Origin of the sequence: Clostridioides sp. ES-S-0190-01, assembly GCF_020658275.1 — a bacterium.
Taxonomy (GTDB): domain Bacteria; phylum Bacillota; class Clostridia; order Peptostreptococcales; family Peptostreptococcaceae; genus Clostridioides.
Genome location: NZ_JACVWA010000016.1, coordinates 78,729 through 102,510, shown reverse-complemented (window position 1 = coordinate 102,510; position 23,782 = coordinate 78,729). Strand labels below are relative to the sequence as shown.

The 23,782-nt window shown below is 27.8% G+C and carries 19 protein-coding genes; 18 read left to right on the top strand and 1 reads right to left on the bottom strand.

Features of this window, described 5'->3' with window-relative positions; all coding sequences use genetic code 11:
- From glgD to speB, 11 genes are all read left to right on the top strand, one after another.
- Positions 1–1,131, top strand: coding sequence for a glucose-1-phosphate adenylyltransferase subunit GlgD (glgD, locus tag IC214_RS06145; RefSeq protein WP_227436767.1), 1,131 nt, complete (start codon positions 1–3; stop codon positions 1,129–1,131).
- Between the two features lie 28 nt (positions 1,132–1,159).
- Positions 1,160–2,602 carry a glycogen synthase GlgA gene (gene glgA, locus IC214_RS06140; protein ID WP_227824764.1) on the top strand — a complete coding sequence of 481 codons (1,443 nt, stop codon included), beginning with the start codon at positions 1,160–1,162 and terminating at the stop codon, positions 2,600–2,602.
- Positions 2,603–2,615: 13 nt separating this feature from the next.
- Positions 2,616–5,036 (top strand): glycogen/starch/alpha-glucan phosphorylase, encoded by a 2,421-nt coding sequence (locus IC214_RS06135; protein WP_227482953.1) that lies wholly within the window; start codon positions 2,616–2,618, stop codon positions 5,034–5,036.
- 6 nt (positions 5,037–5,042) lie between these two features.
- A complete protein-coding gene (locus IC214_RS06130) occupies positions 5,043–6,908 on the top strand; it encodes a glycoside hydrolase family 13 protein (protein ID WP_227866388.1) in 1,866 nt (621 codons plus the stop codon).
- Between the two features lie 233 nt (positions 6,909–7,141).
- Complete coding sequence (locus tag IC214_RS06125; protein ID WP_227436760.1) at positions 7,142–7,780, top strand: GntR family transcriptional regulator; 639 nt, start codon at positions 7,142–7,144, stop codon at positions 7,778–7,780.
- 143 nt (positions 7,781–7,923) lie between these two features.
- The gene (locus IC214_RS06120; RefSeq protein ID WP_227834712.1) at positions 7,924–8,763 is read left to right on the top strand and encodes a MerR family transcriptional regulator; all 840 of its coding nucleotides are present in this window, start codon (positions 7,924–7,926) and stop codon (positions 8,761–8,763) included.
- 97 nt (positions 8,764–8,860) lie between these two features.
- Positions 8,861–10,165, top strand: coding sequence for an MATE family efflux transporter (locus IC214_RS06115; protein WP_227482951.1), 1,305 nt, complete (start codon positions 8,861–8,863; stop codon positions 10,163–10,165).
- Between the two features lie 528 nt (positions 10,166–10,693).
- On the top strand, positions 10,694–12,169 hold the full coding sequence (locus tag IC214_RS06110) for an aminotransferase class I/II-fold pyridoxal phosphate-dependent enzyme (protein ID WP_227482950.1): 1,476 nt from the start codon (positions 10,694–10,696) through the stop codon (positions 12,167–12,169).
- A gap of 60 nt (positions 12,170–12,229) precedes the next feature.
- Positions 12,230–12,643 carry an adenosylmethionine decarboxylase gene (gene speD / locus IC214_RS06105; RefSeq protein WP_227436754.1) on the top strand — a complete coding sequence of 138 codons (414 nt, stop codon included), beginning with the start codon at positions 12,230–12,232 and terminating at the stop codon, positions 12,641–12,643.
- 35 nt (positions 12,644–12,678) lie between these two features.
- Positions 12,679–13,530: a polyamine aminopropyltransferase gene (speE, locus tag IC214_RS06100; RefSeq protein ID WP_227436752.1), complete on the top strand. Its 852-nt coding sequence runs from the start codon at positions 12,679–12,681 to the stop codon at positions 13,528–13,530.
- Positions 13,520–14,398, top strand: a complete 879-nt coding sequence (gene speB / locus IC214_RS06095) for an agmatinase (protein ID WP_227436751.1) — start codon at positions 13,520–13,522, stop codon at positions 14,396–14,398. The genes speE and speB overlap by 11 nt, the downstream gene beginning before the upstream one ends.
- 173 nt (positions 14,399–14,571) lie before the next feature.
- On the opposite strand, the gene IC214_RS06090 is transcribed toward speB, so the two are convergent.
- Entirely contained in the window at positions 14,572–14,772 is a 201-nt protein-coding gene (locus IC214_RS06090) for a cold-shock protein (protein WP_227436749.1), read from the bottom strand.
- Between the two features lie 466 nt (positions 14,773–15,238).
- Here IC214_RS06090 and IC214_RS06085 point away from each other — a divergent pair, with 466 nt between their 5' ends.
- The 7 genes from IC214_RS06085 to dinB all read left to right on the top strand — a co-directional run bounded on the left by IC214_RS06085 (position 15,239) and on the right by dinB (position 23,718).
- On the top strand, positions 15,239–16,729 hold the full coding sequence (locus IC214_RS06085) for a 4Fe-4S dicluster domain-containing protein (RefSeq protein WP_227866387.1): 1,491 nt from the start codon (positions 15,239–15,241) through the stop codon (positions 16,727–16,729).
- A gap of 262 nt (positions 16,730–16,991) precedes the next feature.
- Positions 16,992–18,488, top strand: a complete 1,497-nt coding sequence (locus IC214_RS06080) for a 4Fe-4S dicluster domain-containing protein (RefSeq protein WP_227436744.1) — start codon at positions 16,992–16,994, stop codon at positions 18,486–18,488.
- Positions 18,489–18,658: 170 nt separating this feature from the next.
- Positions 18,659–19,573 carry a ComEC/Rec2 family competence protein gene (locus IC214_RS06075; protein ID WP_227834710.1) on the top strand — a complete coding sequence of 305 codons (915 nt, stop codon included), beginning with the start codon at positions 18,659–18,661 and terminating at the stop codon, positions 19,571–19,573.
- Positions 19,574–19,693: 120 nt separating this feature from the next.
- Positions 19,694–19,885, top strand: a complete 192-nt coding sequence (locus tag IC214_RS06070; RefSeq protein ID WP_003418667.1) for a hypothetical protein — start codon at positions 19,694–19,696, stop codon at positions 19,883–19,885.
- 223 nt (positions 19,886–20,108) lie between these two features.
- Entirely contained in the window at positions 20,109–20,459 is a 351-nt protein-coding gene (locus tag IC214_RS06065; RefSeq protein ID WP_227436740.1) for a DUF6483 family protein, read from the top strand.
- A gap of 261 nt (positions 20,460–20,720) precedes the next feature.
- The gene (locus IC214_RS06060) at positions 20,721–22,226 is read left to right on the top strand and encodes a DUF1846 domain-containing protein (protein WP_227436738.1); all 1,506 of its coding nucleotides are present in this window, start codon (positions 20,721–20,723) and stop codon (positions 22,224–22,226) included.
- 394 nt (positions 22,227–22,620) lie between these two features.
- Positions 22,621–23,718, top strand: a complete 1,098-nt coding sequence (gene dinB, locus IC214_RS06055) for a DNA polymerase IV (protein ID WP_227436736.1) — start codon at positions 22,621–22,623, stop codon at positions 23,716–23,718.
- The last annotated feature ends 64 nt before the right edge of the window (positions 23,719–23,782 follow it).

The window sequence follows — 23,782 nt, the reverse complement described above, 5'->3', positions numbered from 1 at the left end:
ATGAGAAATGAATGTTTAGGTATAATAAATTTAAACAAAAAAGGAGACCCTGCAATAAATAAACTTAATTATGGAAGACCGATAGCTTCTACACCAATAGCTGGAAGATATAGAATAATAGACTTTGCTCTATCTAATATGATAAATTCAGGAATCACAAAAGTTGGAATATTCGCAAAAGAAAAGTATAGATCATTGACAGACCATATAGGTAGTGGAAAAGATTGGGATTTAAGTAGAAAAAAGGGCGGTTTATCAATTTTTAGCCCAGAAAATACTAAGTATAGAAATACTTACTCACATAGAGAAGGAGATATATACACAATACTAGCTAATCTTGATTATATAGAGAAAAGTGAAGAAGAATACATTTTAATAGCTCCAAGTTATATGTTATGTAACCTAGATTACTCTCAGGCTTTGGAGTACCATAAAAAATCTCATAATGATATAACTATAATATATAAAAATGTAAACAATGCAAATAAAGATTTTGCTGGTAATCTAACCTTAAACTTAGATAGTAATAACAGAGTAATAAATGTAGGAAATAATTTAGGAAAATTCCCTAGAGCAAATATATGTATGGAAACATATATTATGAAACGTGAAGATTTTGTAGAATGTATATATAATATTGTAAATAAAGGGAATTATTGTTATTTAGAAGAGTTCATTGTTGAAGAAGCAGAAAATATGAAAATAGGAGCTTATGAGTATACAGGATATTTGAAATGTGTAAATTCTGTTGAATCATATTTTCAAATGAGCAAAGATTTATTAGAAATAGAAGTGGCTGATGAATTACTGTATTCTGAAAGAAAAATATTTACTAAAGAAAAGAATGAGTCACCTACAATTTACACAGATAGTGCAAAGGTAGAAAATAGTTTTATAGCATCAGGTTGCTTAATAGAAGGTACTGTAAAAGATAGCATTATATTTAGAAAAGTTAATGTTGAAAAAGGAACAGTTATAGAAAACTCAATAGTAATGCAAAATTGTGTAATAAAGTCAAATGCAAAACTATATAATGCAATACTAGATAAAAATACAAGTGTATCAAAAGGAAAAGAGTTAAAAGGAGATGAAAAATATCCTATTGTAGTAGAAAAAAATACGAATATATAAAAATATTTTTTAGAAGGGGGAATAGCTAGTGAAGGTTTTTTATGTAACAGCAGAGTGTTGGCCCTTTGCTAAAACTGGAGGATTAGGAGATGTATCTTATGCATTGCCTAAAGAATTAAAAAAAGAAGGTGTAGATGTAAGGGTAATAATGCCTAAATATTCAACTATACCAAGTTATTTAAAAGATCAATTAAAAGAAATAGCCGTTTTTAGTGTACGCGTTGGATGGAGAAATCAATATTGTGGTCTTTTAGAAATGGAACTAGATGGTGTTAAATTTTATTTTATAGACAATGAATTTTATTTTAGAAGAGAAGATGAGAGAAAGAGTATTTATGGGTATGGAGATGATGCAGAAAGATATACATTCTTTACAGATGCTGTCTTAGAAGCTATAAGTAGAATTGACTTTTATCCAGATGTAATACATATAAATGATTGGCACACAGGTATGTTACCATTAATTTTAAAAGAGAGATATGCAACCCTTGAGGGGTATAAAAATATAAAAACTATGTATACTATACATAATCTACAATATCAAGGTGTATTTGATAAGTATGTCTTAAATGATATATTAGATTTACCTGAAAAATATTTTGATAATGGAGATATAGAGTATTATGGTTCAATAAATTTTATGAAAGCTGGAATAAATTTTGCAGATAAAGTTATAACTGTTAGTCCTACTTATGCAAATGAGATACAAACATCTTTTTATGGAGAACAATTAGATGGTTTACTTAGAAAGGAATCAGGCAAATTAAAAGGGATATTAAATGGCATAGATTATGACCTGAATAACCCTGAGAAAGATAAGGATATATTTGTCAATTACAATGTAAATTCTATTGAGAAAAAATTGGAAAATAAATTAAGATTACAAGATATATTAGGATTAAAAAAGGATTCATCTATTCCATTAATAGGGATAGTTTCAAGACTAGTTTCTCAAAAAGGATTTGATTTAATAGCCTATATGATGCCTGAGCTTATGAGGGAAGATTTACAAATTGTCATTTTAGGAACTGGGGAACATCAATATCAATCAATGTTTAATTATTATGATTCTAATTTTTCAGATAAAGTATCTGCTAGAATTACATTCAATGCATCGTTGGCTCAACAAATTTATGCTGCAAGTGATATATTCTTGATGCCATCACTATTTGAACCTTGTGGTATAGGTCAAATGCTAGCTATGAGATATGGTTCTTTACCAGTAGTTAGAGAAACTGGAGGACTTAAAGATACTGTAATACCTTACAATCAATTTACTGGAGAAGGTAATGGATTTAGTTTTAAAAATTACAATGCTCATGAGATGTTTTTCTGTTTGCAAAATGCAATTAAAGTTTTTAAAGATAAAGAAAAATGGATTAAAGTAGTTGAAAATGCAATGAATACTGATAATAGTTGGAAAAAATCAGCTAAGGAGTATATAGAAACATATAGAGACATATGTGATTAAAGGAGTGGTTTTTTTGGTAACAATAAGCAAAAAGAAATTCAAGCAAAAATTTGAAGTGAAAATGTATAGCTTATATGCACAGTCTATCAAGGAAGCTACTGATGAACAATTGTTAAATGTATTATGTAGTCTACTGAAAGATGAAATAGCAAAAAAATGGGTTGCTACGAAATTAGATAAGAAAAAAGAGGTTTATTATTTTAGTCTAGAGTTTTTAATAGGAAGACAATTAAAATCTAATTTACTAAATTTAAATATTGAAGAAGAAGTTAGAGAAGGATTACTAGAATTAGGAATTAACTTAGATGATTTAATCAAAGCTGAGGTAGACCCAGCTATAGGGAATGGTGGTCTTGGAAGATTAGCAGCATGTTTTTTAGATTCTATGGCATCTTTGAACATAAGTGGTCAAGGATATGGAATTAGATATAAATACGGTTTATTTGAACAAAAATTTGTAAATGGTTATCAGGTCGAAGTACCTGATAACTGGCTTACAGAAGGACGCTATGCATGGGAAACTGTAAGACCAAATGAAGCGACGATGGTAAAGTTTGGTGGAGAAGTAGAGTTGATTAAGGAGGGAAACCATTTAAAAGTAGTCCATAAAAACTATCTTCCTGTAATGGCAATGCCTTATGATATACCAATAATCGGATACCAAAATCAGTGTATCAATACTTTAAGATTATTTAAAAGTGAGATACCAAAAAGAGACTTTGGAGAACTTACTTCAAATGCTCTAAATTATTCAGGAAGTTATGAAGAGGCCCTAAAACACAAGTACTATACTGAAGAAATTTCACAGGTGTTGTATCCTGATGATTCAAATTATGCAGGAAAATTATTGAGACTGAAGCAAGAGTATTTCTTTGTAAGTGCAGGTGTACAAGATATAATAAGGAAGTATAAAAAGAATAAACTAAACATCAGTAATTTATTTGATAAGGTGGCAATTCATATAAATGATACACATCCTACCTTGTGTATACCAGAACTTATGAGAATTTTACTTGATGAAGAAGGCTTATCTTGGGATGAAGCATGGCAGATAACTAAAAAAACAGTATCTTATACTAATCATACTATAATGTCAGAAGCAATGGAAAAGTGGCCTGTAAGTATGATAAAAGAGTTATTACCAAGAATTTATATGATAATAGAAGAAATAAACAGAAGGTATGTAGAAGAATTAAATAATAAAGGATATGACCAAGATAAAATAAGAAGAATGAGTATAATAGACTGGGACAACATAAATATGGCAAATTTATGTATTGTAACAAGTCACAGTGTAAATGGAGTTGCTAAGCTTCATACTCAAATTCTTGAAACAGAAGTTTTAAAAGATTTTTATCAAGACGAACCAAATAAATTTAACAATAAAACTAATGGAATTGCACATAGACGATGGCTTATAAGTTCAAATCCGCAACTTAGCAATTTAATAACAGATTTAATTGGTGATTCATGGAAAACAGATACTTTACAGCTAAAGAATATTGAAAAATTTAAAAATGATTCTTCTGTTTTAAAAAGACTTGATGATATAAAATACAATAATAAAGTAAATTTAGCAAATTTTATAAATGATAAATACGATTTAAATATCGACCCTAATTCTATATTTGATGTTCAGGTTAAGAGGTTGCATGCTTATAAAAGGCAGCTATTGAATATTTTTAATGTACTCCATATGTATCATGAATTACTTGACAATCCTAATTTAAATATTGACCCAAGAACTTTTATATTTGGAGCAAAAGCTGCACCAGGATATTATTTAGCCAAGTGCATAATTAAATTTATAAATTCAGTTGCAAGTACTATAAATAATGATGTTAGAGTAAAGGACAAGTTAAAAGTCGTATTTATAGAGAATTATGGTGTATCATTAGCAGAGATAATAATACCAGCAGCAAATGTGAGTGAACAAATTTCAACGACAACAAAAGAAGCATCAGGAACAAGTAATATGAAGTTTATGATGAATGGTGCTATAACTTTAGCAACATTAGATGGTGCAAATGTAGAAATATGTGAACAAGTAGGAAAAGAAAATATGTTTTTATTTGGACTTAGTGCAGAGCAAGTACTTAATTATAATAAGTTTGGTGGATATTCTTCACTTGACTTGTATCATTCTAACATGGATATAAAAAGAGTAGTAGATGACTTAATAAATGGATTTATTCCTAACCTAGGTGAAGAAGGTAGAAGTATTTATAATTCACTTACCACTTACAATGATGAATACTTTGTATTGAGGGATTTTGAAAATTATGGGCAAGCTCAAGCAAATATAAACAAACTATATCGTGATAAAGAAAAATGGAATACAATGTCTTTGGTTAATATAGCTAATTCAGGATTTTTTTCTTCTGATAGAACAATTTCTGAATATGCAAAAGACATTTGGTTTAAAAGGGTGTGATTATAAATGCAAAACATAATAGAATATAACTCTTGGGATAAAAATTTTAAGGCTCCGTTTGGAGCTTTAAAATTTGATGAAGAATTGATGATTAATGTCAAAGTAAATGAAGGATATAATGTTGAGTCTATTTCCCTAGAAATAAACAAAGAAGATGAATCAAAAACAATAATTTTAAATGAAGAATTAAACAATAATACACTTAGAAAGTATTTTTATTGTAAGGTTGGAAAATTTGATACAACTGGTGTTTATTTTTATTATTTTAAAGTGATTGCTGAAATAAATGGTGAGAAAAAGACTGTATTCTATGGAAAGAATAGAGAAAATGGATACACTTGTGAATATAATTATAATGATATCAATAAATATCAAATTACTGTTTATAGAGACTTTAAAGTGCCAAACTGGTACAAAGAAGGAGTACTTTACCATATATTTGTAGATAGATTTAACAATGGAAATCGTAATGGGAAGGTTGATAATCCTAAAAAAAACAGCTTTATATATGGCAATTGGGACGATATACCTATGTACATAAAGGACAATAGAGGGGATATTATAAGATGGGATTTTCATGGTGGAAATTTAAGGGGAATAATTAATAAACTTGGGTATCTAAAAAAATTAGGAGTGAGTATATTATATCTGAGTCCTATATTTGAAGCTTCTAGTAATCACAAGTATGACACAGGAAATTATAAAAAGATTGACCCTATGTTTGGAGATGAAGATACATTTAAAGAATTAATTGATAAAGCAAAAGAAAAAGATATATCAATAGTACTTGATGGTGTTTTTAGTCACACTGGAGCAGATAGTAAGTATTTTAATATGTATGGAAATTATGATAGTTTAGGTGCATATCAATCAAAAGAATCACCATATTATTCATGGTATGTGTTTGAAGAATTTCCTCATAAATATAAAAGTTGGTGGGATATAAAGACCTTGCCAAATACAAATGAATTAGAAAAAAGCTATATGGATTATATAATATATGACAAGGATAGTGTCATAAACAAATGGATGAATATGGGGATTAAAGGATGGCGATTGGATGTTGCAGATGAACTGCCAACTGAGTTTATAAGAGAGCTGAGAAAGGAACTAAAAGAAGCTGATAATGACTCTATACTTATAGGGGAAGTATGGGAAGATGCCTCAAATAAGATTAGTTATGGTCAAAGAAGAAGCTATTTATTAGGTGAAGAATTAGATTCTGTTATGGGATATCCATTTAGAAATAATATGTTTTCATTTTTAAAAGGAGAAATTAATTCATATGAACTTAGCAATAAATATATGCAAATTAAAGAAAATTATCCAGAAGAATCATTTAAGTCTAATTTAAATTTAATTGGAACACATGATGTCACAAGAGCTAAAACTGAATTAAATAATGATATAGATTTGATGAAACTTGCTGTAGCTACGCAGATGACATTTGAAGGAGTACCATATATATACTATGGAGATGAGGCAGGTCTTTGTGGAGATGTAGACCCAGACAATAGAAGAACATATCCATGGAAAAATGAAGATGAAGATATGTTAAATTTTTATAAAAATATTATAAAAATCAGGAATAAAAATAAAATTTTAAGTTCTGGAGAAACAGAATTTATATATACTAAAAATGACAATGTGTTTGCATTTATAAGATTTAATGAATATAATGATAGGATACTGATTTTAATAAATAGAAGTAACAATCCTGAAAATATATCATTAAATATAGAAGGTAACTTTATAGAGGAAATACCTATAAAGTATAATCTTAAAAATATAAATAAAAATATACAGATAGAAAACAATGAATTAAAAATTCATATGGATTCTAAATCATTTATTATTTTTAGTGTATTTTAAGTATAATAATTTAAGTTAAAAATAAAAATGTAGCAAAAATTTTGATTTATCAAAGGTTTTGCTACATTTTTGTTTTAAATTATCATAAAAATTTTAGTATTTCAAAATATACAAAGAAGTGTAAAAAATATAGAAGTTATGATATTATATAGATAAGTAAGATAAAACAAAACCTCTCTACTGAAGTTGTAGGGAGATTTAACTTTTATAATCTTAATATGGAGGAGTGTCTTATGAAAGTAGATCCACTTACAACTCAAGTCTATGACTATATATCAAAAAAAATCCAAAATGGAGAGTATGAAGCTAATCAGAGAATTACTGAATCTGAAATTTGTAACTCTATTGGAGTTAGTAGAACACCAGCAAGGGAAGCACTAACGAGGTTGGCAGGTGAAAATTTACTAGAAAAGATACCTAATAAGGGATTTGTGGTAAAAGAGTTTCAGGAAAAGGAAAAACTAGACACATACTCTGTAATTGGTATGTTAGATGCGTTAGCAGGCTCTTCATCTTTAGAAAATTTAACTGAATCAGATTTAATAAAAATGGACGAGTTAACAGAAATGATGGCTATCTCTATAAAGTATAAAAATTACAATAACTACTTAAAACTAAGCAATGAATTTCACGATATATACATAGCAAAATCAGATAATCAGGTGTTAATAAATATGTTGAACTCTCTTAGATATAATTTTATGTCAAAGTCATATACTAGCGACAATGAAGAAGAATTGTATAAAATGCTAACTTACAGCAATAATCAACATATTGAGGCAGTGAAGTTTATGAGAGCAAAGGATTCAGAAAATGTTGAAGCAATTTTAAGAAAACATTGGAAAACGATACCTATAGCAGAGATGGAATAAGAGAAGCTTTTAAAAGCTTCTCTTATTTTTTTATAATTCTATCATTATTTTATTATTTTTAATATATAAATATCAATATAAAATTAATTAAAAATACAATTAATTTTATATTGATATTTATAGGTTAATGTAGTACTATTTTAATGCAAAATATAAAGGGAGGGGATAATATAAAAACATATTTTTCAATAGGAGAAGTGTCTAGACTTTTTGATTTATCAATAAAAACTCTAAGATACTACGATAAAGTAGGTATATTAAAACCAGCATATGTAAATCAAGAAAATAAATATAGGTATTATTCAAGAGAACAATTTATGAGTATAGATGTAATTAAGTACTGTAAGATTATGGGTATGGCTCTTGAAGATATAAAAAAATTAATTGATTCAGACAGTTCAATTGATTCTATGATGAATACAATTGATAGACAAAGTAAAATGATAGAAAATAAAATAAAAGAACTATCAGATGTGAAAAATTATCTAAATGATATAGAATTTAAAGTAAATGAACTGTTAAAATATGATTTAAATAATGTATTTATAAAATACAATAAAGAAAGAAAAGTAAATGTATATAAATGTAATTCAAAGGATGAAGTGGAACTTGAGATGTATCTGAGACATATTATTTTACACATTCAAGATAAGTATAATGATGTATATCCTATAATCTCAGGTAGTATTTCATATGAGAAAGTAATCAAAGAAGGTAAAGCATTATTATATGATGATATAGTAGATTTTAAAGAAAGAGAAGAATATGAGAATGAGCATATTTTACCAGCAGGTGAATATTTAACAATTATATATGATGATAATTGGAATAATGCCTATGATTATTATCAAAAAATAATAGATTATGCAAAGAATAATAATATAGAACTTGTTGGAAATTTTAATGAAATATGGATGCTTTCCAGAGTAGATTCAGATACAAAAGAAAAGACATTGGTTCAATTAGAAATAAGAAAAAAATAGTATACAAAAAAACTTGACTCTACCCTCAGAGGATAGATTAGTATTTTATATAGTGAAATAATATTTATTATAATAATCTATGGGAGGGAGATTTTTAATGGCAAAAAAATTTTTAGAGTATGCTATACCATCAGCTCTTGCTATGTTTGTATCATCATTTAATACAATATTAGATGGAATATTTTTGGGAAAAGGACTAGGCGATTCAGCACTTACAGCTGTTAGTATAGTAATGCCTCTTGTAATGGTATTTTTAGGATTATCCAGTTTAATGGCAGTTGGAGGAGGAGTACTAGTTTCCAAAAAATTTGGTTCTAGAGATGATGAAAGGGCTGTAAATATATTTAGACAAGTGATAAAAATCTTAATAATAGGTAGTTTATCTCTTACAATAATTTGTATACTTTTTTCAGAGCATATAGTTAGAATTATGGGAGCAACAGAAAATTTAGTAGGATTATCTTCTGAATATTTAACATTTTATGCTATTTTCTGTCTACCAAATTTGCTAGGTCTTGTTTTTTGCAGTTTTTTAAGAAATGATGGAAGACCAAAACTTGCTATGATAGCTACTGTGTCAGGAACAATATTTCATATAACTTTAAATTATCTATTTATATTTAAGCTTGGATTTGGTGTAAAAAGTGCAGCAATTGCAAGTGGCTTAGGTCAACTATCTACACTTTTAATAATGTTACCTCATTTCATGTTTAAAAAAGGTAAGTTATCTTTTGGTTCAGCAAAGATAGAAAAGGATGTTTTAAAAGAATTATTTAATATAGGATTTCCCTCATTCTTTGCAGAGAGTGCTTTTTCAATAATTATACTTGCACATAATATAGTTTTGACAAGAGTTGTTGGAGATGTAGGTCTTTCTGCTTATGCTGTAGTAAACTATGTAACTACTAATATTTATAATCTCTTAATGGGTATAACTTTAGGTGTTCAACCACTTATAAGCTATAATTTTGGTTCTAAAGAAAGTAAAAAAATGTTAGGCTATTATAATATGGCAACAAAAATGAGTTTCTTTGTATCTATAATGTTTACAGTAATATGTTTTTTATTTGGAAAAGAAATTATAAAAATATTTACAAGTGATAGAGAAATTATTTTAATGGCCTATGTTGCACTTAATATGGCTAATTTAGCCTATCTTATGATTGGGAAGAATTTGACAACTATGATGTATTATCAGGCGATAGAAATGCCAGTACATTCTAATATTATAGGCGTTTTACGTTCAATCCTACTGTTGCCAATTATACTACTTGTTTTTTCTAAGTTATTTGGAGTAAATGGAATATGGGTAAGTATGGCTGTTTCAGAACTTTTAACAGTTATAATTATGAGTAAAGTAGCAAATATAAAGGAATGTACAAAAAATGCTATAAGTCTATAATGTTATGATACTATAAATCTAGAGTAGTGAATTTATTTACTACTCTATTTTTGTTTGTACAAATAGAATTTATTCTATAGTATTAGATTAAATTTTAATAATTTTTATAAAAAATTTAAATCTACAAATATGAAAATTATTTAGTTACACTAAACTATGGATTTTAATATATAAAATAAAAATAGTATAAAAGTTTAGTAATAGAATACATACTAATTAAAAATATTAAACTTAAAGCGTTAGTAAAACTTGAAAAAAATAAAAATAAGAAATTGACTAAAAATAAGAAAGTTTACAAATACTAATTTTAAAAAAAATTAATATAAACAATAAAAAATATAAAAGTTTATAAATATTGATAACACTAAGGTATAGGTTTTTGATATGAAATAAAAAAATACTTGTAAAAATACTTGTTTGTTAATATAATAAATATCATGAGTTTAATAAAAGTAAAAATAAAAAATAGAAATAATAAATAAAAACAATGAAAATATTAGAATATAGAGAGGGGATGAATTTAAAGTCATGGACAGTGAGTTCGCAAATGCAGTTGAATTGAGCTATGAATGTGCTCCATTATTGGAATCATTAAAAGAATATTCAAAAAGAGATATAGCTTGCTTTGATGTACCTGGACATGTGAAAAATAGAGGTGTAGATATATTAAATAAATATCTAGGTGAAAATCTCATGAAAATGGATATAAACTCATCACCCACTATGGATAATGTATCTAATCCAACTGGAGTCATAAAAAATGCACAAGATTTATTAGCACAGGCTTATATGGCTGATGAAGCATTCTTTATAACTAATGGTACTACACAAGCAATACATGCAATGATTTTAAGTGTAATAAATCCAGGAGAAAAAGTATTGCTACCAAGAAATATTCATAAGTCAGTAATAAATGCTTTAATACTTTGTGGAGGAATACCAATATTTATACAACCAGAATTTGATGAGCAATTAGGTATAAGTTTAAATATTACTATTGAGAAAGTTAAAGAGGAAATAGAGAAAAACTGCGATATAAAAGCTTTATTTTTACTTAATCCAACTTATTATGGTGCTTGTGCAGACCTTGAGAGCATCATAGAATTATGTCATAAAAATAATCTTTTAGTATTAGTAGATGAAGCTCATGGTGCTCATTTTCCATTTCATTTAGATTTACCTCCTTCTGCAATAAGTTTAGGAGCAGATATGGTGGCTGTAAGTATACATAAAACTGGAGGAGCATTGACACAATCTTCAGCACTTTTATTGAATAGAGAAAATATAAGAGTTGAAAAAGTACTTCAGTCAATCAACATGTTACAGTCTACATCTGCATCTTATTTACTTATGGCAAGTATAGATGGAGCAAGAGTTAACCTAGTTGAAAATGGAGAAGAACAATTATCAAAAGCATTAAATTTATCTAGATATGCAAAAGCTAGATTAAATAAAATAGATGGAATAGATGTTTTGTCTACCGAAATATTAAAAAGAAAAGGTGTTAAATTTATAGATGAAACTAAATTATGTATAAATGTAAAAGGGTTAAATTTAACTGGTTTTGAAGTGTATGATTTGTTGTATAAAAAGTTTTCAATTCAAGTAGAACTAGGCGATTTGTACAATATCTTGGCACTTGTGTCTATTGGAACCAACAAATCAGATATTGACAGATTGGTTAAGGCTCTTTCTATAATTGAAAAAAATTATAGAAAAGAAACCAAGTTAAATGAGTTTAATATGATTCAAATAAATCCAACTATTGAGCTTAATCCGCGAGAAGCTTTTTATGCATCTAAAGAAAGCATAGATATTAAGTCATGCATAGGTAGAATTTGTGGAGAATCAATAATGGCATACCCACCAGGCATACCAATTGTTACTCCAGGAGAATTAATAACAAAAGAAATTATGGAGTATATTGTTTTTTTAAAAAAGAGTAATGCATATTTGACTGATATGCAAGATAAAAACTTAGATACAATACTCGTTATAAAATAAATTGTGTTATTGGATAAATACAATAGTACATATAAATATGTAAAAGGAGTTGGGATTGAAATGAAATTTGAAACACTAGGAAGACATATACTAGTAGAATACTATAACTGTGATGAGAGTATACTTAAAGACCCACATCTTATAGAAAATTTTATGAATGATTCAGCATTAAATGCAAAGGCTACAATTGTTGATTCTGTATTTCACCATTTTAATCCTTGGGGGGTTTCAGGTGCTGTAATAATTGCTGAATCTCATTTGACAATACATACTTGGCCTGAATATGGTTATGCAGCGGCGGATTTTTTCACTTGTGGTGATATAGACCCATGGAAAAGTTTTGAATTATTGGAACAGCTTCTAAAATCAGAAAGAAGTGAGTCCACAGAAATTCCAAGAGGATTGACAACAAAAATAAAAAAATATTCAAAAAAAGATTTAGGTAAAATCACTCATAAACCTGAAGCAGTATAAACGTAAAATAGATAAATGAAAGTGAGGATTATTATATGGAACTTTGGTATACAGAGGAATGGACAAAAAATGTAAGATTTTCTATAAAAGTAGATAGACATTTGTTTGAAGGAAAATCTGAATTTCAAAGAATAGATGTGTTTGATAGTGAGGAATTTGGTAAGTTTCTGACAATAGATGGTTTAATGATGGTGACATATAAAGATGAGTTTATATATCATGACATGATAACTCATGTTCCTATGGCTACAAATCTAAATATTAAAAAAGTCTTAGTTATAGGTGGTGGAGATGGTGGTACAGTAAGAGAGTTAAGTCGTTATCCTAAAATAGAAAAAATTGATATGGTTGAAATAGATAAAATGGTTGTGGATGTGTCTAAAGAGTATATAGATATATGTTCATGTAAATTAGATGATGAAAGAGTAAATTTATATTTTGAAGATGGAGTTAAATTTGTTAAGGAAGCTTATGACAAATCTTATGACCTGATAATAGTAGATTCAACTGACCCAATAGGACCAGGAGAAGGACTTTTTTCAAATGATTTTTATAGAGATTGTTATAGAATACTAACTGATGATGGAATTTTGGTAAATCAAAGTGAAAGTCCTTATTTCGAGTTTAATGCTAAGGAAATGAAAAGAGCCAACGATAAGTTAAAAGGGATATTTCCAATAGCTAAAGTTTATCAAGCACATATACCAACATATCCATCTGGACATTGGTTATTTGGCTTTGCTTCAAAAAAACTAGACCCAATAAAGAATCAAGATAGAGATGGCTGGGAAAAATTAAATTTAAAAACGAAGTATTATAATAGTGATATCCATTTAGGTTCATTTATGTTACCTCAATATGTAAAGGAGATGCTAAATGAAGAGTAATTTCTATCATATAAATACATTTATGGGTATGGATAAAAGTTATGAAGAATCAAATCTGATAGTGTTTGGAGTAGGGTTTGATGGAACTACTTCAAATAGACCTGGAGCTAGATTTGCAAGTAGCTCAATGAGAAAAGAATTTTATGGTCTTGAGACATATAGTCCTTTTTTAGACTTGGATTTAGAAGATTATAATATATGTGATTATGGAGATTTGGAAATTAGTGTTGGAGATACAGAACAAGTTTTGAAAGAAATATATGATGAAACTGCTAGTATAGTTGAAGATTTAAAGATTCCATTTATGATTGGTGGAGAACATCTAGTTACTTTACCAGCCTTTAAAGCAGTTTATGAGAAGTATAATGATGTGTATGTAATTCATTTTGATGCTCACACAGATTTAAGAGAAGAATATAATAACAGTAAAAATTCTCATGCAACAGTAATTAAAAGAGTATGGGATATTGTTGGAGATGATAAAATATTTCAATTTGGAATAAGGTCTGGAACAAGAGAAGAATTTAAGTTTGCAATAGAACAAAAACATACCTATATGGAAGTCGGTGGAATAAATACATTTGAAAAGATAATTAATAAATTGAATGGGAAAAATGTTTATTTAACTATAGATTTAGATGTGTTGGATGCATCTGTATTTCCAGGAACAGGCACGCCAGAACCTGGTGGTATAAATTATAGAGAATTTCAAGATGTTTTTAAGATTATAAAAAAATCTAATATAAATATAGTTGGTTGTGATATTGTAGAGCTTAGCCCTGATTATGATACGACAGGAGTATCAACAGTTATAGCATGCAAAGTATTGAGAGAATTATGTTTAATAATATCAAGTAAATTTAGGTAGAGAAGTCTGTATAAATAATATACTATAAAATAAAGAAGTTACTTTAAATAAGTTGTTTTAAGCTTAGTACTTTTTTAAGGTAACTTCTTTATTTTTTAAACAATAAATTTAAACAATAAAAAAGAGCCTTATGTAGCTCCTTTTTCTAAAATATATATATTTAAATTAAATAATTATATTCTATTTACGTTTTCAGCTTGAGGTCCTCTATTACCTTGAGTTATATCAAAGCTAACCTTTTCGCCTTCTTCTAAAGTTTTGTATCCATCAGTTTGTATAGCTGAGAAATGTACAAAAACATCGTCTTCTCCTTCTACTGATATGAATCCAAATCCTTTTTCACTATTAAACCATTTTACTATTCCGTTTTTCATTATAAAAAAACCTCCGCTTTATTAAAAAATACAAACTAAATAAATTAAGTCTGTTCTATTAATATAGCATAAATTTTAAAAAAAAGCAATTGAAATTTTAAAAAAAGTTAATCAATTTTATAATTTAAAAAAATTTATTAAAAAATATATTAATAATGAAAGAAAATAAAATAGAAATCTGAGAGAGTCTGGTAAATTTAATATCAAAAAATGTAATATATAAATTGAAAAATAAAAAATAAAATTTAAAAAAATAATAAAAAATATTATAAAATAGGTTAAAAATAAAATTTAAAAATAGTGAAATTTCAGAAATATCACTATTATTATATAGTAAAATAAAAAAACAATATATGAATTCGATAAAATAAAAATTAAATATATAATATTTTACATATATATTAATAAAAGGAAATATTATGCTATAATAATACCGTATAAAATTATTTACGGGGGTGGTATTAACATGTTTCAATTTGAAACACAAATACACAAATTAAGACATGATGTTTTAACTGCAATAGCTAGGCTTGGAAAAGAAGATAACCTTACAAGAGAAGCAATGGATAATATTCAATATGAAATAATAAAAGGCGAGAAACCTACATACAGATGTTGTGTTTATAAAGAAAGAGCTATAATATCTGAAAGAGTAAATGTAAGTATGGGACTATTGCCAGGTCAAGATAAAATAGATTTAGATACAATGGATGTAGGAGAAGATGAACAAATAATATATATTTTAGAAGCAGCATGTGATAGTTGCCCAATAAATGAATTTACAGTAACTGATATCTGTAGAGGTTGTTTAGCACATAGATGTAAAGAAGCTTGTAAATTTGGGGCTATTACACATGTTGGAGGAATGGCTTATATAAATCATGAATTATGTAAGGCTTGTGGAATGTGTAAAAAAGCTTGTCAGTATGATGCCATCTCAGAGGTTGTAAGACCATGTAAGAGCGTATGTCCAACTAATGCTTTAGGGTTTGATAGAGAAAATATGAAAGCTATGATACATGAAGATAAATGTTTAAACTGTGGTGCTTGTATGTCAGCATGCCCATTTGGAGCGATATCTGATAAGAGTTTGATAGCTCCAGTAGCTAGAAAATTAGTACAAAAAGAAAAAATGTACGCAGTAGTAGCTCCAGCTATAACAGGTCAAGTTGAAGCAAATGTTACATATGGTCAAATAAAAAATGCTATAAAATCATTAGGTTTTGTCGATGTACTAGAGGCAGCTTGTGGAGCAGATGCAGTTACAGTTCATGAAAGTTTAGAGTTTGCTGAAAGAATAGAAAAAGGAGACACTTTTATGACAAACTCTTGTTGCCCAGGATTTGTTGGTTACATAGAAAAGACATTCCCAGACCTTGTAGGAAAAATATCTTCTACTGTATCTCCTATGATAGCTAGTGGAAGATTTATAAAAAATTATGAACCTGATGCAAAAGTAGTATTTATAGGTCCTTGTACAGCTAAAAAGAATGAAGCAGCTAAAAAGGAATTAAAAGGAGCTGTTGACTATGTACTAACTTTTGAAGAAATAATGGCACTATTTGAAGCCTTTGATATAGACTTAGCTAAGTGTTCAAATGAAGATATAGATGATGCATCAATATTTGGAAGAGGCTTTGGTGCTGCTGGTGGACTTACAAAAGCTATAGAAAATTATCTTGCTGAAAAAGGTATTGGAGTTAATTTCGAACCTGTAAAAATTTCTGGTTCAAGAGAGATTAAGAAGACAATGACTATGGCTAATTTAGGGAAATTAGAAGGAAACTTTATAGAAGGTATGATGTGCGAAGGTGGATGTATTAATGGTTCTGGTAAGTTCTTACTAGGAGCAAAAGCTAAAGCTACATTTGATAGAAAAAATTCTCAATCAACTAAGAAAAGTGTTTTAGCAAATACAAAAATAAAAGATTTTAGTGATATAAATCTAGAAAAATAAATCTATAGATAATCATAAAAAATATAGATGGAGAATAGAGTTGTTCTAAGTTGTAATTTAACATTAGGATAACTCTATTTTTATTTAGATTTATATCAAGATGTTTAAGTACTTAAAATAAAAATTAGATATATAATATTTTGTATATAACTTAACAAAAACTATGCCTGTGTTATAATAATTTATGGAAATAAATAAAAAATACAATATACATAATAGTATAAATATAGGTGAAATAGGTGATTTATAGGGAGGAGTACTTATGTTTGAGTTCGAAACACAGCTAAAAAGATTAAAACATGAAGTTTTAACAGTTGTAGCAAAGTTATCAATTGAAGAAAATTTAACAAAAGAAAATATAGAAAAAATTCCATATGAAATAATTAAAGGAGAGAAAGCAAGATATAGATGTTGCGTTTATAAAGAGAGAGAGGTAGTTCTTGAACGAGCACAGCTTGCACTGAGTTTGACACCAAATGCTAAATATGAAAATATAAATCCAGATTCAGTAAATTTAGGTTCTAATGAGCAAATTATGTATATAGTAGAAGCTGCATGTGATAGATGTCCAATAAATGAATTTACAGTAACAGAACTTTGTAGAGGGTGTTTGGCACATAGATGTAAAGAAGCTTGTAAGTTTGGAGCAATTTCTTATATAAATGGAAGAGCTTATATAAACCATGATTTATGCAAAGCTTGTGGAATGTGTAAAAGTTCATGTCAATATGATGCTATCTCAGAAGTTGTAAGACCATGTAAAAGTGTATGCCCAACTGGGGCGTTAGATTTTAACAGGGATACTATGAAGGCTATGATACATGAAGATAATTGTATAAATTGTGGTGCATGCATGTCAGCCTGTCCATTTGGAGCAATATGTGACAAGAGTTTGATAGCACCAGTTGCAAAAAAACTTGCAAGAAAAGAAAATATGTATGCTATAGTAGCTCCAGCAATAACAGGTCAAATTGATAGTAATATTACATATGGACAATTAAAAAATGCTGTAAAATCACTAGGATTTATAGATATGATAGAAGCTTCTTGTGGAGCAGATGCAGTTACAGTTCATGAAAGTAATGAATTTATTGAAAGAATAAAATCTGGAGATAAGTATATGACCAATTCATGTTGTCCTGGCTTCTTTAAGTATATAGAGAAGATGTTCCCAGATGAAGTTGATAAAATATCTTCTACAGTATCACCTATGGTAGCCACAGGAAGATTCGTAAAAAAATTTGATTCTGATGCTAAGGTAGTATTTATAGGTCCATGTACTGCAAAAAAGAGTGAGGCAACTGAGGAATGTTTAAAAGATGCAGTAGATTATGTACTTACTTTTGAAGAATTAATGGCATTATTTGAAGCTTTTAATGTAGATTTGTCAAAATGCTCAAATGATGATATAAATGATGGTTCAATTTTTGGAAGAGGATTTGGAGCATCTGGTGGGCTCACAAAATCAATACAAAATTATATTGCTGAAAAAGGTATCAGTTTTGATTTTGAGCCTATAAAAGTTTCTGGACCAAGACAAATTAAGAAAACAATGACAATGGCTAAATTAGGTAGATTAGAAGGTAATTTTATAGAAGGAATGATGTGCGAAGAAGGCTGTATTAATGGAGCTGGTAAGTTCTTATCAGGTGCAAAAGCTAAAAATACTTTTGATAGAAAAAATGGACAGTCAACTAAGAAGAGTGTTTTATCTAATGATAAAATAAAAGAGTTTGAAGATTTAAATTTAGAAAGATAGTATTAATTAATATTTTAAAAAATACTTAGTTACAATTATAAAACTAAACTATTTGTTATATTTAATGCCACAAATATGCCTAGAATTTGCCCTTTTTCTAGGTGTATTTTATTATGTCAGCATTGCTATACTATAAATATGTAATAAATAAAATTTATAGGAGCTTTTGGATGAAGAAAATAATATTAAAAGACATCATGTTTTTAATTACAACAGTATCTTTGATTGCAGTTCTATTGATTGTAGTAAATGTAACTGCTAATGGTAAGACAGAGTCAACAAGTAAATCTTATTTAGGTAGTGAGAAAAATAGTATGAGTCAAAATAATATTCAAAATGATATAGGAAATACTGCATTTAAAACTACTATACTAAATACTGGAAAGTCAGATTGCATATTAATTGAGATAGGCAAAAAAGCCATAATGATTGATACAGGAGAAGATAAAGATGGTGAACAAATAGTTAATAAGTTAAAAGAAAAAGGAATAAATACACTTGATTATCTAATTTTAACTCATTTAGATAAAGACCATATAGGTGGAGTTGATAGTGTGTTGTCCAGTGTTAAAGTGAATAATTTAATACAAGCAAATTATAAAAAAGACAGTAAACAATATGATGAATATGTTAACTCACTTAAAAAAACTGGTATAGAGCCCATAATATTGAAAGAAAAAATGAATATTGTAGTTAATAATGCAAATATAAGCATACAACCAGCTTTAAAAAGTGAGTATGAGAGTTCAAACGATTACTCAATAATCACTAGTATAAATTATGGCACACACAATTTTTTATTTGCAGGAGATGCAGAAGAAGAACGTTTAGCTGAATTTATAAGTGAAAATACTTTAAAATACGATTTTGTGAAAATTCCTCATCATGGAAGGTATGATAAATTAAGTGAAGCATTTTTAAAATCTATTTCACCAAAATATGCTGCTATTACTTGCTCACAAAAAAAAGAACCTGATAAAGAAGTATTAGAAATATTAAAAAAATTAGATATAAAAACTTTTCTTACTTATAATGGAGAGATAGTTATAGATAGTGATGGAAATAAATTAAGTGTAAGTCAATAGTGTTTTCTGAAAAATTGTATAAAAAAATTTAAAAAAATCATTAGCAAATATAAGACCTTAAACATAGTATATTTTAGGAGCTGAAACTCCACATACAAAATAACTAGGAGGTAACATATTATGTTGGATAGATTTTTTGGTGAAGGCGGATTTGGCGGATGTGCTTGGTGGATAATAATATTATTTTTCTTATTCTTAGCATTCCAAGACTGTTGGGCTGAGATGGACTTATGTGCATGGATACCTTTCTTAATATTATTATTAATACTTTGCGAATGTGGTGACGTTTTTGATGGAGGATGTGGATGCTAAAAAAATCAATTTAAATGATTTAAAAAAGCTTATGGTGGGTATAAACAAAATACCAAACCAATCACAATCTAGTGTTTGAAGGTAGTCGGAGATCCCCCGCTACCTTCTTTTTTTTATTATTTAAAATTTATTTATTCATCATTTTATTTACATACAATAATTTTTTCTATAAAGTTTGGTATAATTAAAAAGAAAATAAATTTTATTTATAGGAGATGTAAATATGGCTATAGTGGATAAGATTTTCAATGAGATAAAATTGATGGTTGCAAGATTCTTATTGGGGAAAAAATACAGTGAATATGAAGAGAAAGATTTAGTATATAATACTGAAGAAGAAGTTATATTAATAACTTTGAAAAGATTAGTTTTCCAGGGAAATGTGAATGAAGCAGAAGAAATTTTATTTGATAAAGCTAAAACTGTAAATAGTGAAAATATGCAGTATATAGCAATAGAATTTTATACTATGCTTATGGAAAAAACTGATGAAGAATTAGAGGCTATGAATTTTTCTAAACAAGAAGTTTATCAAGGTATAGAAGATATTAGGAAAGTTTTAAATTTAGAATAAAGCATGTATAAAGATATTAAAATAAATTAATGTTAAGATGAGAATATTATATTTTATATATTTAAATATAATATTCTTATTTTATTAATAATATAAGTATATCTTATTTACCATAAAACTATCTTGAAAAAAATTAATCTTAAATGTATAATATTACTTTGAGTGAAAAAGTATTAACATTTTTTTATAAGATGTTTTACTAAAAAAATATATATAAATATACTGTTATCAAAAAGAAATTTAATTTAGTGAGGTGTTAAGATGAAAATAGGATTTGACCACAAAAAATATTTAGAAGAGCAGTCTAAATATATCTTAGAAAGAGTAAATAATTTTGACAAGCTTTATTTGGAGTTTGGAGGAAAATTAATGGGAGACCTTCATGCAAAAAGAGTACTTCCAGGGTTTGATGAAAATGCAAAGATAAAAGTATTACAACATATGAAAGAAAAAGTTGAAGTTGTAATTTGTGTGTATGCAGGAGATATAGAAAGAAATAAAATAAGAGGTGACTTTGGTATCACTTATGATATGGAAGTTTTAAGATTAATAGATGATTTAAGAGGTTATGAGCTAGATGTAAACAGTGTAGTAATCACTAGATTTGAGGGACAACCTGCAACGACTGTATTCATAAATAAGTTAGAGCGTAGAGGAATCAAAGTTTATAAACATTATCCAACAAAGGGATATCCTTCAGATGTTGAAACTATAGTTAGTGATGAAGGATATGGAGCAAATGATTATATAGAAACTACAAAGCCAATTGTAGTAGTAACAGCACCAGGACCTAATAGTGGAAAACTTGGTACTTGTTTAAGTCAGTTATACCATGAAAATAAAAGAGGAAATGTAGTTGGATATTCTAAATTTGAAACATTCCCAGTTTGGAATATACCTGTGAAACATCCTTTAAACATAGCTTATGAGGCAGCTACAGTAGATTTAAAAGACGTAAATATGATAGATTCATTCCATCTTGAAACGTATGGTGAAATGTCAGTAAACTATAATAGAGATTTAGAGTTATTCCCAGTGCTAAAAAAAATAATAGAAAAAATAACTGGAAAAGAATCAATTTTCCAATCTCCAACTGACATGGGTGTTAATAGAGTTGGTTTTGGAATAATAGATGATGAAGTAATAAGAAAAGCTTCTATAGAAGAAATTATAAGAAGATACTTTAAAACTGCTTGTGAGTATAAAAAGGGACAAGTTGATAAAGGTGCTTATGATAGAATGAAAATGATTATGGAAGAGCTTAATTTAAAGCCAGAAGATAGAAACGTTGTTTTACCTGCTAGAAATTACAGTAATAAGTTAAAAGAAAATGCTGATAAAAATGATACTTGTCCTGTAGTGGCACTAGAATTAGAAGATGGGACAATATTAACTGGTAAAGGTTCTGACTTAATGAATGGAACAGCAGCAGCAGTACTGAATGCAATTAAGCATTTAGCTAATATATCTGATGATATGCACTTAATATCACCTGTAATATTAGAGCCTATTATAAATTTAAAAACAAAAACTTTAGCAAGTAGAAATGTTTCACTTAGTTGTCAAGAGGTTTTAACTGCTCTTAGTATTTGTGCTGTAACTAATCCAACTGCACAATTTGCTATGGAAAAGTTAGCTTTATTAAAAGGGTGTCAAGCACATTCTACTACTATATTAAATAGAGATGATGAACAAACATTTAGAAAGCTTGGTATAGATGTAACTTGTGACCCAGAGTATCCTTCACAAAATCTTTACTATAGCTAAAAATATAATTATACAAAAAAATATGGGCTGTTTTAAAGTAATAGTTTGAGCAGTCCATTACAATTATAATAAAATCAGTAGACTGTCTTGTATAAGGCAGTCTTTTATTTTTAAAACATCCCATTTAAATTAATATATATACTGTTATCCATAAGGAATTTTAATTTAGTTCCTTGGAATACCTATTGTAAAGCTTTTACCTAGTTTTTGCAAGTGTTTTTTATGATTTTTTATAAATTGTATTGAATTAATTGATTATAAACTGTTTTAGTAAGAGAAAGTATTGACATATAAATAAAATAGATGAAAAAATAGCATAAAGAAACATAAGTTTGGTATAATTAAAACAGTGATGTAAATAAATTTAATCTAGTTATACTTTAAGGTGATAAGAATGGAATTTTATAGAAAAATAATTCATATAGATATGGATGCTTTTTATGCGTCTATAGAACAAAGAGACAATAAAAAATTAAAAGGTAGACCTGTGGTTGTTGGTGGAAATCCACAAAGCAGAGGAGTAGTTGCAACGTGTTCTTATGAGGCTAGAAAATTTGGCATACATTCAGCTATGCCATCCACTGTAGCTTATAATAGATGTCCATATGCAGTTTTTGTAAGACCTAGATTTGAGGTATATAAAAGTGTATCAAATCAAATAAGAAATATATTTTATAGATACACAGATTTAGTAGAGCCACTATCTTTAGATGAAGCATATTTAGATGTAACAAAAAATAAAAAGAATATTGATTCATCAATTGAAATAGCAAAGCAAATTAAAAGAGATATATTTAGGGAAGTTGGACTTACATCTTCAGCAGGTATCTCATATAATAAATTTCTTGCTAAGATAGCATCAGACTTAAAAAAGCCTAATGGTTTGACTGTAATAAATGAAGAAAATGCTCAGGATTTTTTAGATAAATTGCCTGTAAATAAATTTTTTGGTGTTGGAAAAGTCACTTCAAATACTCTTAAAAATTTAGGGATAAAAACAGGATATGATTTAAGGTGTTTAGATTTATTTGAACTTGAGAACATATTTAAGAAAAAAGGATATGACTTATATAAATTTGCAAGGGGTATAGATGATAGACCAGTAGAGCCAAATAGAGTTAGAAAATCTGTTGGAGCAGAGACTACACTAAGTCATAACTTGGATATTGATGAAGAAGAAACACGTAATATCCTTGATGAACTTTGTGAGGAAGTGTGCCATAGATTAAAAAACTCTGAGAAATTTGGAAAGACGTTGACATTAAAAGTTAAGTATGAGGATTTTACACAGATAACTAGAAGTCTTAGTTTAGAACATTATATTGATGAATATAATGATATAAGAAATGGTGTTGACAATTTATTGAGAAATGTTGAAATGAATGGAAAACAAATTAGACTATTAGGAGTTACAATATCAAACTTAAGCGACAAAAAAGAAACTTACAAAGACATTACTTTATTTGAGTATATGGATAGTATTCAGCGATGACTATTTGTTTAAATGAATGAATTAACACTAGCCTTAATTATATATAATTAAGGCTAGTGTTGTA